At 72.8% G+C, this 13,206-nt stretch carries 12 protein-coding genes and 1 riboswitch; of the genes, 8 read left to right on the top strand and 4 right to left on the bottom strand.

Going from position 1 to position 13,206, the window contains the following annotated elements; genetic code table 11:
• The first annotated feature begins 92 nt into the window (after positions 1 to 92).
• Positions 93 to 1,283 (top strand): MFS transporter, encoded by a 1,191-nt coding sequence (locus ACH4C6_RS24570; protein WP_398110730.1) that lies wholly within the window; start codon positions 93 to 95, stop codon positions 1,281 to 1,283.
• Here the strand turns inward: ACH4C6_RS24570 and ACH4C6_RS24575 are convergent.
• Positions 1,252 to 1,788 carry a Repetin gene (locus tag ACH4C6_RS24575; protein ID WP_398110731.1) on the bottom strand — a complete coding sequence of 179 codons (537 nt, stop codon included), beginning with the start codon at positions 1,786 to 1,788 and terminating at the stop codon, positions 1,252 to 1,254. The genes ACH4C6_RS24570 and ACH4C6_RS24575 overlap by 32 nt on opposite strands.
• 319 nt (positions 1,789 to 2,107) lie before the next feature.
• Here ACH4C6_RS24575 and ACH4C6_RS24580 point away from each other — a divergent pair, with 319 nt between their 5' ends.
• Positions 2,108 to 2,896 carry a carbon-nitrogen hydrolase family protein gene (locus tag ACH4C6_RS24580; protein WP_398110732.1) on the top strand — a complete coding sequence of 263 codons (789 nt, stop codon included), beginning with the start codon at positions 2,108 to 2,110 and terminating at the stop codon, positions 2,894 to 2,896.
• 47 nt (positions 2,897 to 2,943) lie between these two features.
• On the top strand, positions 2,944 to 4,641 hold the full coding sequence (locus ACH4C6_RS24585) for a flavin monoamine oxidase family protein (protein WP_398110733.1): 1,698 nt from the start codon (positions 2,944 to 2,946) through the stop codon (positions 4,639 to 4,641).
• Here the strand turns inward: ACH4C6_RS24585 and ACH4C6_RS24590 are convergent.
• From ACH4C6_RS24590 to ACH4C6_RS24600, 3 genes are all read right to left on the bottom strand, one after another.
• Complete coding sequence (locus ACH4C6_RS24590) at positions 4,638 to 5,351, bottom strand: DUF5995 family protein (RefSeq protein ID WP_398110734.1); 714 nt, start codon at positions 5,349 to 5,351, stop codon at positions 4,638 to 4,640. The two genes, ACH4C6_RS24585 and ACH4C6_RS24590, sit on opposite strands and share 4 nt — an antisense overlap.
• Positions 5,352 to 5,450: 99 nt before the next feature.
• Positions 5,451 to 6,830: a uracil-xanthine permease family protein gene (locus tag ACH4C6_RS24595; protein ID WP_398110735.1), complete on the bottom strand. Its 1,380-nt coding sequence runs from the start codon at positions 6,828 to 6,830 to the stop codon at positions 5,451 to 5,453.
• A gap of 165 nt (positions 6,831 to 6,995) precedes the next feature.
• Positions 6,996 to 8,201 (bottom strand): MFS transporter, encoded by a 1,206-nt coding sequence (locus tag ACH4C6_RS24600; RefSeq protein ID WP_398110736.1) that lies wholly within the window; start codon positions 8,199 to 8,201, stop codon positions 6,996 to 6,998.
• 133 nt (positions 8,202 to 8,334) lie between these two features.
• Here ACH4C6_RS24600 and ACH4C6_RS24605 point away from each other — a divergent pair, with 133 nt between their 5' ends.
• The 5 genes from ACH4C6_RS24605 (at position 8,335) to ribH (ending at position 13,193) form a co-directional block, all read left to right on the top strand.
• On the top strand, positions 8,335 to 9,588 hold the full coding sequence (locus ACH4C6_RS24605; protein ID WP_398110737.1) for an ROK family transcriptional regulator: 1,254 nt from the start codon (positions 8,335 to 8,337) through the stop codon (positions 9,586 to 9,588).
• A gap of 289 nt (positions 9,589 to 9,877) precedes the next feature.
• Positions 9,878 to 10,008, top strand: a riboswitch (FMN riboswitch).
• A gap of 143 nt (positions 10,009 to 10,151) precedes the next feature.
• Complete coding sequence (locus ACH4C6_RS24610) at positions 10,152 to 10,760, top strand: riboflavin synthase (protein ID WP_398110738.1); 609 nt, start codon at positions 10,152 to 10,154, stop codon at positions 10,758 to 10,760.
• Positions 10,757 to 11,398, top strand: a complete 642-nt coding sequence (locus tag ACH4C6_RS24615; RefSeq protein ID WP_398110739.1) for a nicotinamide riboside transporter PnuC — start codon at positions 10,757 to 10,759, stop codon at positions 11,396 to 11,398. The genes ACH4C6_RS24610 and ACH4C6_RS24615 overlap by 4 nt, the downstream gene beginning before the upstream one ends.
• Entirely contained in the window at positions 11,395 to 12,687 is a 1,293-nt protein-coding gene (locus ACH4C6_RS24620) for a bifunctional 3,4-dihydroxy-2-butanone-4-phosphate synthase/GTP cyclohydrolase II (protein ID WP_398110740.1), read from the top strand. Before ACH4C6_RS24615 ends, ACH4C6_RS24620 begins: the two co-directional genes overlap by 4 nt.
• Positions 12,688 to 12,707: 20 nt before the next feature.
• A complete protein-coding gene (gene ribH / locus ACH4C6_RS24625; RefSeq protein WP_398110741.1) occupies positions 12,708 to 13,193 on the top strand; it encodes a 6,7-dimethyl-8-ribityllumazine synthase in 486 nt (161 codons plus the stop codon).
• The last annotated feature ends 13 nt before the right edge of the window (positions 13,194 to 13,206 follow it).

Genomic DNA, 13,206 nt, shown 5'->3' on the forward strand with positions numbered 1-13,206 from the left:
AACCGGCGACATTGATCCACCTGCCGTGCCTCCCGGGGACCGCCCCGGACGCCGTACCCCCGGCGTCCGATCGGTCCTGACGGGAAGGCCCCATGACACTCACGCCCCCGCGCGCGCCCGGCGTCCGCCGGCTGACGCGCACGCTGTACGGCTACGCGTTCCTCGACGACTTCGTCCTGCTCTACCCGCTGTACGCGCTGCTGTTCGCCGACACCGGCCTGCCGCTGTGGCAGATCTCGTCCCTCTTCGCGCTGTGGTCGCTGACCTCGGTGGTGCTGGAAGTGCCCTCCGGCGCCTGGGCGGACGCGGTGTCGCGCCGCGCACTGCTGTGGATCGGCCCGCTGCTCACCGCCCTCGGCTTCGCGCTGTGGGTGGCCGTCCCCTCGTACGCGGCCTTCGCCGCCGGTTTCGTCCTGTGGGGGGCCGGTGGTGCCCTCGGGTCCGGCGCCCTGGAGGCGCTGGTCTACGACGAGCTGGACCACCAGGGCGCCGCCGGTGCCTACGCGCGGGTCATGGGCCGGGCCCGGGCGGCCCGGCTGCTGGGCACGGTCGCCTCCATCGGCCTCGCGGCGCCCGTGTTCGCCCGGGGCGGCTACCCGGCCGTCGGTGCCGCGAGCGTCCTGGCCTGCCTGCTGGCCGCCCTGACCGCGACCCGGTTCCCGGAGCACCGGTCCCGGCCGGGAGGCGGCGGCAACGGCTGGGCGGCGACCCTGCGGTCCGGGCTCGCCGGGGTCCGCGGGGACCGCGCGGTGCGCGGCGCGCTGCTGCTCGTCCCGGCCGTGGCCGCGGTGTGGGGCGCCCTCGACGAGTACACCCCCCTGCTGGTCCGGGACATCGGCGTTGCCGACGCCACCGTGCCCTGGCTGCTCATGCTGATCTGGGCGGGCGTCACCGCCGGCAGCCTGCTGACCGGACCGGCCGAGCGACTCGGCACGGCCGGGCTCGCAGCCCTGCTGGCGATCGGCGCGCTCGCCCTCGCCGTGGGCGCCGCGGCCCGGTCGCTCGCCGGGATCGTGCCGGTCGCCCTCGCCTTCGCGGCGTTCCAGCTGGCGGAGGTGCTCGCCGACGTCCGGCTCCAGCACCGGATCGACGAGTCGCGCCGGGCCACGCTCACCTCCGTCGCCGGCCTGGGCACCGAACTGGCGACGGTCATCACGTTCGGCGTGTACGCGCTGCTCGGCACGGAGCTTGCGCACGCCACCGTCTTCGCCCTCCTGGCGATTCCCTACCTGGTCACCGCCCTGGCGCTGGTCAGAGCGCGGGCCGCCACGGCACGACCGTGAAGTCGCCCGTCCCCTTCCTGACCTTCTCGAAGGGGGCGGAGCTCACGCACTTGGGCAGCCCGTCCGTCTCGGCGGGGCTGCCCGTGGCGGCCCAGCTGTAGCCGAGCCGGTCGTGGCGGCCCAGGTCGTGGACGGTGACGCCGACCCGTTTGCCCTCGGCGCCCGGCAGGTCGGACTCGGTCACGACGCCGGAGACGACGGCCACCCTGCCCCCCGTCACCAGGCAGTCGACCTCCACCTCGGCCCGGGCCCCGGAGCCGTCCCGATAGTGGCTGAACGTGAAGGTTCCGGTGGCTTTCGTCGGGTCGGCCCCGTCCGCCGCTGCCAGGTGCGCGTCGAACGTGAACGTGATGTCGTCCCCGGCCGAGCGATACAGCTTGGCGGTGCCGGTGAGCGCGGCGGCCTCCCGCTGCCGGGGCGTGCCGGAGGCCGTCGCGGCGGAGGCCGCCCCGGCGGTGAGCAGCAGTGCGGAACCGAGCACGACGATCTTCGTACGGCGCTTCATTGCGGTCCTTTCCGCAGGTCGTGTGGACGGTCTCCACTCTCCCGGCCCGTGCCCGCCAGGTCGTCGCGCCCGGGGCGGGACCCCGTCTCCGCCGCGCGGCGGGGCGGACGGGACGGACCCCGCCTTCCAGGACGACCCGGGCTCCTCCTCGGGTCGCGCAACGAATCGCCGCCCGGCCCCGGAGGCACGCAACGAACCGTTCGGCAGCGCGCAACGGCTCCTTCTTGTCCCCCCTGGTCAGCCGCCCGTACCGTCTACGTGGCCCCTTCAACGACCTCGTGGGCCCTTCGACCACCCCTCCGCCCCGTGAGGAACACGCATGCGCACCGCCCTGCTCCAGAGCTCCGGCCGCCCCGGCTCGACCGTCGAGAACCTCAAGGTCCTCGACGAGGCCGCGGGCCGGGCCGCCGCCGCGGGCGCCGGGCTGCTCGTCACGGCGGAGATGTTCCTGACCGGCTACGCGATCGGCGACGACATCGGCCGGCTCGCCGAACCCGCCGACGGCGACTGCGCGGACGCGATCGCGGAGATCGCCACGCACCACGGCCTGGCCATCGCCTACGGCTACCCCGAGCGGGCCGGCGACACGGTGTTCAACTCCGCCCAGCTGATCTCCGCCGACGGCACCCGGCTCGCCAACTACCGCAAGACCCACCTCTTCGGCTGCTTCGAGCGCGACCACTTCACGCCCGGTGAGCAGCCGGTCGTCCAGGCCGAGATCGACGGCGTGCGCGTCGGCATCCTCATCTGCTACGACGTGGAGTTCCCGGAGAACGTCCGCGCCCACGCCCTGGCCGGCACCGACCTGCTGATCGTCCCGACCGCGCAGATGCACCCGTTCCAGTTCGTCGCCGAGTCGATGATCCCGGTGCGGGCCTTCGAGAACCAGATGTACGTCGCGTACGTCAACCGGGTCGGCCGTGAGGGCGAGTTCGAGTTCGTGGGCCTGTCGACGCTCGCCGGCCCCGACGGGATCGCCCGCACCCGGGCCGGCCGCGGTGAGGACCTCGTCCTCGCCGACGTCGACCCCGCCTTCGTCGCCGCCTCCCGCGAGGCCAACCCGTATCTGAGCGACCGGCGGCCCGGCCTGTACCGGCCGCTCGTCTGATCCCCCCCGAACCACCCGTCCGTACCCGTGCAAGGAGTCCGTACCCCATGACGTCCACCGTGCCCAACGCCGTCGAGCACGCAGACGCGCAGCAGCCGCCGATCACCATGTTCGGCCCGGACTTCCCGTACGCGTACGACGACTACCTCGCCCACCCGGCCGGACTCGGGCAGATACCCGCGACCGAGCACGGCACCGAGGTCGCGGTCATCGGCGGCGGGCTGTCCGGCATCGTCGCCGCGTACGAGCTGATGAAGATGGGCCTCAAGCCGGTGGTGTACGAGGCCGACCAGATCGGCGGGCGGCTGCGCACCGTCGGCTTCGAGGGGTGCGACGAGTCGCTCACCGCGGAGATGGGCGCCATGCGCTTCCCGCCGTCCTCGACGGCCCTCCAGCACTACATCGACCTCGTGGGCCTGCAGACGCGTCCGTTCCCCAACCCGCTGGCCGAGACGACCCCCTCGACCGTCGTCGACCTCAAGGGCGAGGCGCACTACGCCGAGACCATCGACGACCTGCCGCAGGTCTACCGGGACGTCGCCGAGGCCTGGGGCCGGTGCCTGGAGGAGGGCGCCGACTTCTCCGACATGAACCGCGCCCTGCGCGAGCGGGACGTGCCGCGCATCCGCGAGATCTGGTCCCAGCTCGTCGAGAAGCTCGACAACCAGACCTTCTACGGCTTCCTGTGCGACTCCGAGGCGTTCAAGTCCTTCCGGCACCGGGAGATCTTCGGCCAGGTCGGCTTCGGAACGGGCGGCTGGGACACCGACTTCCCCAACTCCATCCTGGAGATCCTGCGCGTCGTCTACACCGAGGCCGACGACCACCACCGCGGCATCGTGGGCGGCTCCCAGCAGCTGCCGCTGCGCCTGTGGGAGCGCGAGCCGCAGAAGATCGTCCACTGGCCGCTCGGCACCTCGCTGGCGACCCTGCACGAGGGCGGCGAGCCGCGCCCGGCCGTCACCCGGCTGCACCGCACGGCCGGCAACCGGATCACGGTGACGGACGCCCGCGGCGACATCCGCACCTACCAGGCGGCGATCTTCACCGCCCAGTCCTGGATGCTGCTGTCGAAGATCCAGTGCGACGACTCGCTCTTCCCGATCGACCACTGGACCGCGATCGAGCGCACCCACTACATGGAGAGCTCCAAGCTGTTCGTGCCGGTGGACCGCCCGTTCTGGCTGGACAAGGACGAGGAGACCGGCCGGGACGTCATGTCGATGACGCTCACCGACCGCATGACCCGCGGCACCTACCTGCTGGACGACGGCCCCGACAAGCCCGCCGTCATCTGCCTGTCGTACACCTGGTGCGACGACAGCCTGAAGTGGCTGCCGCTGTCCGCGAACGAGCGGATGGAGGTCATGCTGAAGTCCCTCGGCGAGATCTATCCCAAGGTCGACATCAGGAAGCACATCATCGGCAACCCGGTGACGGTCTCCTGGGAGAACGAGCCCTACTTCATGGGCGCGTTCAAGGCCAACCTGCCCGGCCACTACCGCTACCAGCGGCGCCTGTTCACGCACTTCATGCAGGACCGGCTGCCCGAGGACAAGCGCGGCATCTTCCTCGCCGGCGACGACATCTCCTGGACGGCCGGCTGGGCCGAGGGCGCGATCCAGACCGCCCTCAACGCGGTCTGGGGCGTCATGCACCACTTCGGCGGCGAGACCGACCCGACCAACCCGGGCCCCGGCGACCTCTACGACGAGATCGCGCCCGTGGAACTGCCGGAGGACTAGCACCACCGCGCGGGCAGGTCGAGGGGCGTGAGCAGCATGCGCCCCGCGAAGCCCACCGCCGTGTCCAGGCGTTCGGTGAACTCCCCGGCCACGTCGGGGAGTCCACGCAGGGCCCACAGGGCGCGGGCCGCCGTCCAGGTGGCGTCCCGCGCACGGTCCAGGCTCCAGGAGCCGAGCAGGTGCGTCAGCGGGTCGGCGATCTGGAGGAGGTCGGGGCCCGGCATCAGGTCCTCGCGGATGCGCTCCTCCAGCGAGACGAGAAGATCGCCCACCGCCTCGAACTCGTCCTCCAGCTCGGCCGGGGCGCAGCCGAGCGCACGGCAGGTGTCCACGACGGCCAGCGCGAGGTCGTGGCCGATGTGCGCGTTGATGCCCGCCAGCGCGAACTGCAGCGGCCGCACCCCGGGATGGCGGCGGAACTGGAACAGCGGCCGCCAGCAGGCCGGTGGGCGCCGCTCGTCCAGGGCCGCCTCGACGGCGTCGAGGTAGCGCCGCGCGAACCGCACGTCCAGCGTGACCGCCGCGTGCGGGTCGGTGAACCGTCCGGCCTCGACGTGGCGGTCGACCTCCTGCGTCACGGCGAGGTAGACGCGGTTGAAGACCGCCACGCCGTCGCGCGGGTGCAGGGCCGCGTCGAGGGCGCGCATCCGGTGGATGACGGCGTCGACCGGGGTGTCCACGGCTGGGGGGAGTGGTTCGCATCGCGGCATGCGGGCAGAGTCCCAGCTCCGGGCCGGCGGCAGTACCGGCGGGCCCGGCGCTTCCCCGAAACGGGGGAACGCGGCCGGGCGCCACGCGACCTCGGCGGTCTAGGACTTGGCGTCGCCGTAGGAGGACGTGCCCTCGTCGAGCAGGGGCGGCTGCGTCTTGAGGTGGGCCGGGGCGAAGGCCCGCAGGGCGTGGTAGCCGGTGATCACCACGAGGGTGCCGAGCGCGATGCCGCTCAGCGAGAACGTGTCCGTGAACTTCAGCGACACGTTGCCGACGCCGATGATGATGCCCGCCGCCGCCGGGACGAGGTTCAGCGGATTGCGCAGATCCACCTCGGCGTTGATCCAGATCTGCGCGCCGAGCAGGCCGATCATGCCGTACAGGATGACGGTGATGCCCCCCAGCACCCCGCCCGGGATCGCCGCCACGACCGCGCCGAACTTGGGGCACAGGCCGAACAGCAGGGCGAAGCCGGCGGCGGCCCAGTACGCGGCCGTCGAGTAGACGCGGGTCGCGGCCATCACACCGATGTTCTCGGAGTAGGTGGTGGTGGGCGGGCCGCCGACCGCGGTCGACAGCATCGAGCCGACGCCGTCGGCCGCGATCGCCGTGCCCAGCTTGTCGTCCAGCGAGTCGCCGGTCATCTCGCCGACCGCCTTCACGTGCCCGGCGTTCTCGGCGACCAGGGCGATGACGACCGGCAGCGCGACCAGGATCGCCGACCACTCGAAGGACGGTCCGTGCAGCGTCGGCAGCCCGATCCAGTCGGCCTGGCCCACGCCGGACAGGTCCAGCCGCCAGTGGTCGGTGACCTTGCCGCTGCCGTCCGCCGAGTGGATCTTCCCGAAGACCAGGTCGAAGACCCAGGAGACGGCGTATCCGAAGACCAGCCCGAGGAAGATCGCGATGCGGGACCAGAAGCCGCGCAGACAGACGACCGCGAGGCCGGTGAACAGCATGACCAGCAGCGCCGTCCACTGGTCCTGCGGCCAGTACGTCGACGCGGTCACCGGGGCCAGGTTGAAGCCGATCAGCATGACCACCGCGCCCGTGACGATGGGCGGCATCGCCACGTGGATGATGCGCGCACCGAACCTCCGCACGGCGAGGCCCACCAGGAACAGCGCGCCGCCCACCACGAAGACCGCGCCGGTGACGGTGGCGCTGCTGCCGCCCTGCGCGCGGATCACGGCCGCCACACCGACGAAGGACAGCGAGCACCCGAGGTAGCTGGGCACCCGGCCGCGGGTGGCCAGCAGGAACACCGCGGTCGCGACGCCCGACATCATGATCGCGAGGTTGGGGTCCAGGCCCATCAGGACCGGGGCCACGAACGACGCCCCGAACATGGCCACCACGTGCTGGGCGCCCAGCCCGGCCGTGCGGGGCCAGGAGAGCCGCTCGTCGGGGCGGACCACGGCGCCGGGCGCCGGTACTTTGCCGTCGCCGTGAACTTTCCAGCGGACGCCGAGATCCATGGTGCGGTTTCGCTTTCGTCGTGCGTGCGAGTGTCCGGACCATTGTCGGGGTGCGCGGGGAGCGGTCGTGACCGGGGCTGACAGGGGCGGTCCGTGCCGGTACCGGCCGGTGGGCGCCTGCGGCCGGCTTGACCCGGTGGGGCCGTGCCGTGCAGGCCCGCCGGGTCAGGGGCGCGGGTCCGGCACTGCCGTCTCCCGCCGTCCGACCTTGGTCCGCTCACCGGGGCGCAGCACCCCCGCGAACGCCACCAGGCCGCACGACAGCGCCGTCACCAGGCAGAACGACACCATCAAGCTGGTCGCCTGGGCCAGCATGCCGATCGCGCTCGGTGCGATGAGCCCCGAGGTGTACGTGATGGTCGCGACGCCGGCGATGGCCAGGCTCGGGTTGGAGCCGCTGCGGCCCGCCGCCGCGAAGCACAGCGGCACGACGACGGCGATGCCCAGCCCCATCAGCGCGAACCCGCCCATCGCCACCGCCGGGTGGTCGGCCACCACGATCAGCAGCCCGCCCAGCACGGCGAACACACCGCTCGCCCGCACGGTCCGCACGGCCCCGAAGCGGTCCACGACCTTGTCGCCGGCGATGCGGGCCACCGCCATGGTGAGCGTGAAGCCCGTGGTGCACGCGGCGGCCAGGCCGGCCGAGGTCTCCAGCTGCTCCCGCAGGTACACCGCCGACCAGTCCAGGCTCGCGCCCTCGGCGAACACCGCGCAGAAGCCGATCGCGCCGATGAGCAGGGCGGAACGGGGCGGCAGGGCGAACCGCGGCGGCGGCTCCTCGTCCTCGGCGGGCTGGAGGTCGAGCACCCACTGGCAGGACAGCACACCGGCGGCGGTGAGGACCGCGGCGGCCAGGACGTGGTGCAGCCGGGCGTCCGAACCGAGGTGCGCGGCCAGCGTGCCGGCCGCCGAACCCACCAGGGCACCCGCGCTCCACATGCCGTGCAGGCCGGACATGATGGACCGGCCGAGACGGTTCTCGACCTCGACGCCCAGCGCGTTCATCGCCACGTCGGCCATGCCCGCCGTGGCGCCGTACACGAACAGGGCCAGACACAGCGTCAGCAGGTTCGGGGCGAGGGACGGCAGGACCAGCGCCATCGTCCACAGGGCGATCAGCCCGCGCAGCGCGTTGCGGGCGCCGAAGCGGTGACTGATGCTGCCCGCCAGCGGCATCGCGACCGAGGCGCCCAGCGCGGGGAAGGCGAGCGCGATGCCCAGCTGCCCGGCGCTCACCCCGGCGTGGTCCTGGATCCACGGCACGCGGGTGGCGAACGAACCGGTGACGGCGCCGTGCACGGCGAAGACCGCGGCCACGGCGTACCGGGACCGCTTCACCTCGCGCAGTTCGTCGACCACGTTGCCCATTCTGCGGTCCCCCTCCGGCTCGCTGCCGTGCTCGTGTCGTGGAGGCGTAAACTATCAGGAACCCTGCCTGATAATAAGAGGGTCTCCGGCGCACCCGGCCGACGGGCGCCGCCGATCTGGGAGGATCCCCGGCATGCCCGCATCCCCGAGCACCGCCCGGGCCATCAACGACCGGCTCGCGCTGCGCCTGCTGCAGCAGGAAGGCCCGTTGACGGCAGGGCAGTTGAAGCAGCTGACCGGCCTGTCCCGGCCGACCGTCGCCGACCTCGTCGAACGCCTCACCGCCGCCGGGCTGATCTCGGTCGTGGGCGAGGCGGGGGAGCAGCGCCGCGGGCCCAACGCCAGGGTCTACGGCATCGTCGCCGACCGGGCCCACCTGGCCGCGCTCGACGTCCGCACCGGGGGCGTCGCCGTGACGGTCGCGGACCTGCTCGGGCGGGTCCTGGCCGAGGCCGCGGTGCCCATCGGGGGCGACACGGGGACGGGGCCCGCCGTGGAGCAGGCCGTCTCGCTCGTGGAGCGCGTGGTGAAGGAGGCCGGGGCGGAGCGTCTGCACACCGTCGGGATCGGCGCGCCCGGTCTGATCGACCCGGCCAGTGGCGAACTGCGCGATTCCACCGGGTTGCCGGCGTGGCACCGCCGCCTGGCCGCCGCCCTCCAGGAGCGGCTGCCCGAGACCCGCGTCAGCGTGGAGAACGAGACCAACCTCGCGGCCCTGGCCGAGCAGCGCGACGGCGCCGCCCGGGACCGGGACACCTTCGTGCTGCTCTGGCTGGGCCACGGGACGGGTGCGGCCGTCGTCCTCGACGGAGCCCTGCGCCGCGGTGCCTCCGGCGGCACCGGTGAGATCGGCTTCCTCCCGGTGCCGGGCACCGACGCCCTGCCGTCGTCGACCGACTGCGAGGGCGGCTTCCACTCCCTGGCCTCGTCGGCGGCGGTGGTGCGGCTGGCGGCGGAGCAGGGGGTGCCGCCCGGGCCGGAGCGGAAGGAGCCGTCCGCGGAGATGGCGCGGACCGCGGCGGACCTGGTGCGCGCGGCGGTGGAGGACGTACGGCACGAGGGGGCCGAGGCCGGGGGCGCGGTCACGGGGAAGCGGTCGGGTCCGGCCGCCTCCGCGCGGTTCCTCGACGCCCTGGCCGACCGGATCGCCGTCGGAGCCGCCTCGGTCGTGGCGGTCCTGGACCCCGGCTGCGTGGTGCTGGGCGGTGAGATCGGCCAGGCCGGCGGTGAGGCGCTCGCCGCCCGCGTGCAGAACCGGCTCGCCCGAATGACGCCGCTGCGGACGGAGGTCCGGCCCACCACGCTGGGCGGCGCCGCGGTCCTCCGCGGCGCCCTGCTGACGGCCCGCGACCGCGCCCAGGAGGAACTGTTCACCCCTCGGCGGTGACCTACGGGTCCGCGAGAGGGCTTGGGAAGGCCCGACGGCGGGCAAGGGCCGTCGTCACCGCCGCCGGGCCGGTTCGTGGGGGAGTGCCGACCCTGCGACGACCCTAGAAAGGACTAGACCATTGCGTCAATAGGTGCGGGTCGGCGGGCCCGTCAAGAGCCCTGAGCGGCGCGGGAGTTGCGGCGCCCGTCGCGCCAGGGAAGAGGGCCGGCACGCTCTGTGAGGCAGCCCACACCCCTCACCCCTCTGGACGCCGATCGGGCGTGGCACACTGGCCCTGTATCAACAGCAGCGCACTCCGGGGTCGGTGAAAGTCCGAACCGGCGGTTACAGTCCGCGACCCGATCGCTTCCAGCGACCGGTTGACCAGGTGAAATTCCTGGACCGACGGTTAAAGTCCGGATGGGAGGCAGTGCGCGGCGAGCGGGCATCCGTGCGCGCCGCCCGAGCAGTCCGTCCTGAGGGCGGACTCCGTCCGGCGTCGTCCCCGGTGTTCGTTCGTGTCATCTGTCGTCATCGACAGCCCCGGAGTCCGTGCCCGAAGAGGCAGGAGGACCCGGGAAGTGTTCACCGGAATCGTCGAAGAGCTGGGCGAGGTCACCGCCGTCGAGACCCTCGACGACGCCTGTCGCTTCCGCCTGCGCGGCCCCCTCGTCACCCAAGGCGCCAAGCACGGGGACTCCATCGCCGTCAACGGCGTCTGCCTCACGGTCGTCGACCACGAGGGCGACGAGTTCACGGCCGACGTCATGGCCGAGACCCTGAACCGCTCCAGCCTCGGGGCCCTGCGGCCCGGTTCCCGCGTCAACCTCGAACGCCCCATGGCCGTCGGGGACCGCCTCGGAGGCCACATCGTGCAGGGCCACGTCGACGGCACCGGCGAGATCCTGGAGCGCAGGCCCTCGGAGAACTGGGAGATCGTGAAGATCTCCCTGCCCGCCGACCTCACCCGGTACGTCGTCGAGAAGGGCTCCATCACCGTCGACGGCATCAGCCTCACCGTCGTCGACGCCGCCCCCGACCACTTCACGGTCAGCCTCATCCCGACCACCCTCGACCTGACCACGCTCGGCCACAAGCAGCCCGGCGACCCGGTCAACCTCGAGGTCGACGTCATCGCCAAGTACGTCGAGCGGATGCTCGGCGACCGCGCCCGGGGGGCAGCCGCGTGAACACCCTGAACACCGAGGCGTTCGCCCTCCTCGGCCAGCACATCCTCTGGTCCGACATGATCGGCAACCTCTTCGGCCTCGCGGCCCTCGCCCTCGGCTGGCGGCGCTCCCTCTGGACCTGGCCCGTGCAGTTCCTGGCCGGCCTCATCCTCTTCGGCGCGTTCTTCGGCCACCTCACCGGAAGCGCGGGCAAGCAGGCGGTCGTCATGATCGTCGCCCTGTACGGCTGGTGGCAGTGGCAGCGCGGCAGGGGACAGGGCGAGGACGGCCACATCGCCGTACGGTTCGCCACCTGGCGCGAGCGCGGCGCGATGGCCGCGGCGGCCGCCGCCGGCACCGTCGCGGTGGCGCTGCTGTTCACCGCGTACCCGACCCTGTCGTGGGACCCCTGGCCGGACGCCTACATCTTCGTCGGCACCGTCGTCGCCATGTACGCCCAGGCACGCGGCATGGTCGAGTTCTGGTTCGCCTGGCTGCTCGTCGACCTCGTCGGCGTGCCCCTCAACTTCGCCAACGGCTATGCCTTCTCCGGCTTCGTCTACGTCATCTACGGCGCGCTCGTCCTGTGGGGCATGCGCGACTGGTGGCTGCGCTCGCGTCAGGCCGCGCGGCCCACCCTGGAAGGAGCGCCGGCATGAGCACGGCACCGATCCTGTACAGCGCCGACGGCGAGTTCGAGGACCTCGCGCTCGACCCCGTCGAGCAGGCCGTGGCCGACATCGCCGCGGGCCGCCCCGTCGTGGTCGTCGACGACGAGGACCGGGAGAACGAGGGCGACCTCGTCATCGCGGCCGAGAAGGCGACCCCCGAGATCGTCGCCTTCATGATGAGCGAGTGCCGCGGCCTGATCTGCGCCCCCATGGAGGGCGACGAACTGGACCGGCTCCAACTCCCGCAGATGGTCGAGGACAACACCGAGTCGATGAAGACCGCGTTCACGGTCTCCGTCGACGCGTCCGCCGCCCACGGCGTGAGCACCGGCATCTCCGCCGCCGACCGCGCCACCACCCTCCGGCTGCTCGCCGACGGCGTGTCCGGCCCCGGCGACTTCGTCCGCCCCGGCCACATCTTCCCGCTGCGCGCCCGGCCCGGCGGCGTCCTCACCCGCAACGGCCACACCGAGGCCGCCGTCGACCTGGCCCGCCTCGCGGGACTGCGCCCGGCCGGCGCCATCGTCGAGATCGCCGGCGAGGACGGCCGCATGCTGCGCCTTCCCGAACTGGTCCCCTTCGCCCGCAAGCACGGCCTGACGATCATCTCCATCGAGGACCTGATCGCCTACCGCCGCGACAGCGAGCCCACCGTCCGCCGCGAGGCCACCACCCGGCTGCCCACCGCCCACGGCACCTTCACGGCGCACGGCTACCGCTCCACGGCGGACGGCGTCGAGCACGTCGCCCTGGTGCACGGCGAGATCGGCGACGGCCAGGACGTCCTCGTCCGCGTCCACTCCGAGTGCCTCACCGGCGACGTCTTCGGCTCGGCCCGCTGCGACTGCGGCCCCCAGCTCGACGCCTCCCTGGCCCGCATCCAGGACGAGGGCCGCGGAGTGGTGGTCTACCTGCGCGGACACGAGGGCCGCGGCATCGGCCTGATGTCCAAGCTGCGCGCCTACGAGCTGCAGGAGCGCGGCCGCGACACCCTCGACGCCAACCTCGAACTCGGTCTGCCCGCCGACGCGCGGGACTACGGCGCGGGCGCGCGGATCCTCGCCGACCTCGGCGTGCGCAGCGTCCGGCTGCTGACCAACAACCCGGACAAGACCGACGCGCTCACCCGGCACGGCATCGTCGTCAGGGCGCGCGTGCCGATGCCGGTCAGCGCCGGTGAGCACAACCTCCGCTACCTGCGCACCAAGCGGGACCGGATGGGCCACGACCTGCCCTGGCTCGACACGACCACCGTGCCGGCCTGCGGCAACCAGTAACAGAGCACACAGGGAGAGACGTGAGCGGCAAGGGTGCACCGGAACTGTCCGTACGCAACGTGGGGGACCTGCGGGTCGCCGTCGTCGCGGCGCAGTGGCACGAGAAGGTGATGGACGGTCTGGTCGACGGCGCCCTGCGCGCCCTGCACGACTTGGGCATCGACGAACCGACCCTGCTCAGGGTCCCCGGCAGCTGGGAGCTCCCGGTCGTCGCCAAGGTCCTCGCGGGCCGCGGTTACGACGCGATCGTCGCCCTCGGCGTCGTCATCCGCGGCGGCACCCCCCACTTCGATTTCGTGTGCCAGGGCGTGACGCAGGGCCTCACCCAGGTGTCCGTCGACACCGGCGTCCCCGTCGGCTTCGGCGTGCTCACCTGCGACACCGAGGAGCAGGCCCTGGACCGCGCCGGGATCGAGGGCTCCAGCGAGGACAAGGGGCACGAGGCGGTCACGGCCGCGGTGGCCACCGCGGCCACCCTGCGTTCAGTATCCGAACCCTGGCGCTGACGAAGGGCACCTG

This window comes from Streptomyces sp. NPDC017943, from assembly GCF_044328425.1.
Classification (GTDB): Bacteria; Actinomycetota; Actinomycetes; order Streptomycetales; family Streptomycetaceae; genus Streptomyces; species Streptomyces djakartensis_A.

Coding starts and splice junctions, on each gene's coding strand:
- ACH4C6_RS24605 (WP_398110737.1), top strand. CDS start 8,335: ATGCCCGCATCCCCGAGCACCGCCCGGGCCATCAACGACCGGCTCGCG.
- ACH4C6_RS24570 (WP_398110730.1), top strand. CDS start 93: ATGACACTCACGCCCCCGCGCGCGCCCGGCGTCCGCCGGCTGACGCGC.
- ACH4C6_RS24620 (WP_398110740.1), top strand. CDS start 11,395: ATGAGCACGGCACCGATCCTGTACAGCGCCGACGGCGAGTTCGAGGAC.
- ACH4C6_RS24595 (WP_398110735.1), bottom strand. CDS start 6,830: ATGGATCTCGGCGTCCGCTGGAAAGTTCACGGCGACGGCAAAGTACCG.
- ACH4C6_RS24580 (WP_398110732.1), top strand. CDS start 2,108: ATGCGCACCGCCCTGCTCCAGAGCTCCGGCCGCCCCGGCTCGACCGTC.
- ACH4C6_RS24600 (WP_398110736.1), bottom strand. CDS start 8,201: ATGGGCAACGTGGTCGACGAACTGCGCGAGGTGAAGCGGTCCCGGTAC.
- ACH4C6_RS24575 (WP_398110731.1), bottom strand. CDS start 1,788: ATGAAGCGCCGTACGAAGATCGTCGTGCTCGGTTCCGCACTGCTGCTC.
- ACH4C6_RS24585 (WP_398110733.1), top strand. CDS start 2,944: ATGACGTCCACCGTGCCCAACGCCGTCGAGCACGCAGACGCGCAGCAG.
- ACH4C6_RS24590 (WP_398110734.1), bottom strand. CDS start 5,351: ATGCCGCGATGCGAACCACTCCCCCCAGCCGTGGACACCCCGGTCGAC.